This is a genomic window from Serratia sp. 506_PEND (assembly GCF_001076875.1).
Classification (GTDB): Bacteria; Pseudomonadota; Gammaproteobacteria; order Enterobacterales; family Enterobacteriaceae; genus Serratia; species Serratia marcescens.
Genome location: NZ_JVEL01000054.1, coordinates 1 through 3,231, shown reverse-complemented (window position 1 = coordinate 3,231; position 3,231 = coordinate 1). Strand labels below are relative to the sequence as shown.

4 protein-coding genes are annotated in these 3,231 nt (G+C 63.6%); all 4 read left to right on the top strand.

What is annotated here, in order from left to right:
* Window positions 1–581: ABC transporter substrate-binding protein (locus tag ADK28_RS01740; RefSeq protein WP_048794715.1), on the top strand; the 581-nt coding region annotated here is incomplete at its 5' end.
* Window positions 578–1,543 (top strand): putrescine export ABC transporter permease SapB, encoded by a 966-nt coding sequence (sapB, locus tag ADK28_RS01735; protein WP_004930575.1) that lies wholly within the window; start codon window positions 578–580, stop codon window positions 1,541–1,543. The genes ADK28_RS01740 and sapB, both read left to right, overlap by 4 nt.
* Window positions 1,530–2,420: a putrescine export ABC transporter permease SapC gene (sapC, locus tag ADK28_RS01730; RefSeq protein ID WP_004930580.1), complete on the top strand. Its 891-nt coding sequence runs from the start codon at window positions 1,530–1,532 to the stop codon at window positions 2,418–2,420. Before sapB ends, sapC begins: the two co-directional genes overlap by 14 nt.
* A partial coding sequence (locus ADK28_RS01725) for an ATP-binding cassette domain-containing protein (protein ID WP_048794714.1) occupies window positions 2,420–3,231 on the top strand: 812 nt, incomplete at its 3' end. The genes sapC and ADK28_RS01725, both read left to right, overlap by 1 nt.

Here is a 3,231-nt window from a genome sequence, read left to right as displayed (position 1 = left end):
CGCACGTCACCGAGTACGATCCGGCCAAATCGCGCGAGATGCTGCGGCAGGCCGGCGTCAGCCAGCTGAACCTGAAGCTGTGGGTGCCGACCGCCTCGCAGTCTTACAACCCGAGCCCGCTGAAAACCGCCGAACTGATCCAGGCCGATCTCGGCCAGGTGGGCATCAACGTCACCATCGTGCCGGTGGAGGGCCGTTTCCAGGAAGCGCGCCTGATGGAGATGAACCACGATCTGACCCTGACCGGCTGGGCCACCGACAGCAACGATCCGGACAGCTTCTTCCGGCCGCTGCTGAGCTGCGCGGCAATCCGTTCGCAAACCAACTATGCTCACTGGTGTGATCCGGGCTTTGACGAAGTGCTGCAGAACGCGCTGCTGTCGCAGCAGCTGTCTCAGCGCATCGACAACTACCGCAAGGCGCAGAAAATCCTCGAGCAGCAATTGCCGGTGCTGCCGCTGGCGTCTTCCCTGCGCCTGCAGGCCTATCGTTACGACATCAAGGGATTGGTGCTGAGCCCGTTCGGCAACGCCTCGTTCGCCGGGGTGTACCGTGAATCCGCGCCGGAGGTGAAAAAGTGATTATCTTTACCCTGCGCCGCATTCTGCTGCTGCTGATCACGCTGTTCTTCCTGACGCTGGTCAGCTTCAGCCTGAGCTATTTCACGCCGCGCGCGCCGCTGAACGGCGCCGCCCTGCTGGACGCCTATCAGTTCTACTTCGTCAGCCTGCTGCACTGGGACTTCGGCGTCTCCAGCATCAACGGCCAGGCGATCAGCGAACAGCTGCGCGAAGTGTTCCCGGCCACCATGGAACTGTGCCTGCTGGCCTTCGCCCTGGCGCTGTTCATCGGCATTCCGCTGGGCATCATCGCCGGCGTGCTGCGCGGCAAGTGGCAGGACACCGCCATCAGCACCTTCGCGCTGCTGGGCTTTTCGATGCCGGTGTTCTGGCTGGCGCTGCTGCTGATGCTGTTCTTCTCGTTGCATCTGGGCTGGCTGCCGGTTTCCGGCCGTTTCGATCTGCTGTATCAGGTGAAACCCATCACCGGTTTCGCGCTGATCGACGCCTGGCTGTCGGACTCGCCGTACCGCGCCGAGATGATCGGCAGCGCGCTGCGCCACATGATCCTGCCGATCGCCGCGCTGGCGGTGGCGCCCACCACCGAAGTGGTGCGCCTGATGCGCATCAGCACCGACGACGTGCTGAGCCAAAACTACATCAAGGCCGCCGCCACCCGCGGCCTGTCGCGCTTCACCATCATCCGCCGCCACGTGTTGCACAATGCGCTGCCGCCGATCGTGCCCAAGCTGGGGCTGCAGTTCTCCACCATGCTCACGCTGGCGATGATCACCGAAGTGGTGTTCAGCTGGCCGGGCCTCGGCCGGTGGCTGATCAACGCCATTCGCCAGCAGGACTATGCGGCGATCTCCGCCGGCGTGATGGTGGTCGGCACGCTGGTGATCACCATTAACGTTCTGGCCGACATTCTGGGTGCGGCAACCAACCCGCTGAAACATAAGGAATGGTATGCCCTTCGATAACGTATACCGCGAGAAAAAGATGCCGAGCCCGCTGCGCTACACCTGGCGGATTTTCTACGGCGATGCGCTGGCGATGATCGGTTTTTACGGCGTGATCGCCCTGCTGCTGCTGTCGCTGTTCGGCAGCCTGCTGGCGCCCTATGCGCTGGATCAGCAGTTCCTCGGCTATCAACTGCTGCCGCCGTCCTGGTCGCGCTACGGCAACGTGTCGTTCTTTCTCGGCACCGACGATCTCGGGCGCGACATCCTCAGCCGCCTGTTGACCGGCACCGCCGCCACCTTCGGTTCCGCGCTGGCGGTGACGCTGGCCGCGGCATTCTGCGGGGTGATCCTCGGCGTGTTCGCCGGCGTCACCCACGGGCTGCGCTCGGCGGTGCTTAACCACATTCTCGATACCCTGCTGTCGATTCCGTCGCTGCTGCTGGCGATCGTGGTGGTGGCGTTTATCGGCCCCAAACTGGAACACGCCATGCTGGCGGTGTGGCTGGCTCTGCTGCCGCGCATGGTGCGCACCATCTACAGCGCGGTGCACGATGAGCTGGAGAAAGAGTACGTGGTGGCGGCGCGGCTTGACGGCGCTTCCACGCTGCAGATCCTGTGGTATGCGGTCATGCCGAACATCGCGGCGGTGCTGGTGACCGAATTCACCCGCGCGCTGTCGATGGCTATTTTGGATATCGCCGCGCTCGGCTTCCTCGATCTCGGCGCGCAGTTGCCTTCTCCTGAATGGGGAGCGATGCTCGGCGATTCGCTCGAGCTGGTGTACGTCGCGCCCTGGACGGTGATGCTGCCCGGCGCGGCCATCCTCGTCAGCGTGCTGCTGGTTAACCTGTTGGGCGACGGTATGCGCCGCGCAATCAATGCTGGGGTGGAATAATGCCGTTACTCGATATCCGCAATCTGACGATTGAATTTATGACCGCCGAAGGGCCGGTCAAGGCGGTCGATCGCGTCAGCATGACGCTGACCGAGGGCGAGGTGCGCGGCCTGGTGGGCGAATCGGGCTCCGGCAAGAGTCTGATCGCCAAAGCCATCTGCGGCGTGACCAAAGACAACTGGCGCGTCACCGCCGATCGTTTCCGCTTCGACGACATCGATCTGCTGCAGCTGAGCCCGCGCGAGCGGCGCAAGCTGGTGGGCCACAACGTCTCAATGATCTTCCAGGAGCCGCAGTCCTGTCTCGACCCTTCCGAGAGCATCGGCCGCCAGCTGGCGCAGGCCATCCCAGGCTGGACCTACAAGGGCCACTGGTGGCAGCGCTTCAACTGGCGCAAACGCCGCGCCATCGAGTTGCTGCACCGCGTCGGCATCAAGGATCATGACGACATCATGGGCAGCTTCCCGTACGAGCTGACGGAAGGCGAGTGCCAGAAAGTGATGATCGCCATCGCGCTGGCCAACCAACCGCGCCTGCTGATCGCCGATGAGCCGACCAACGCCATGGAACCGACCACGCAGGCGCAGATTTTCCGCCTGTTGGCGCGCCTCAACCAGAACAACAACACCACCATTCTGCTGATCAGCCACGACCTGCAGATGATGAGCAAGTGGGCCGATCGGGTGAACGTGCTGTACTGCGGGCAAACGGTGGAGAGCGCCCAGTGCGAAGAACTGCTGGCGGCGCCGCACCACCCTTACACCCAGGCGCTGATCCGCGCCATGCCGGACTTCGGCCGCTCGCTGCCGCA

Excerpts from the sequence above, each read along its gene's own strand:
- sapC (WP_004930580.1), top strand. The coding sequence starts at position 1,530 with ATGCCCTTCGATAACGTATACCGCGAGAAAAAGATGCCGAGCCCGCTG.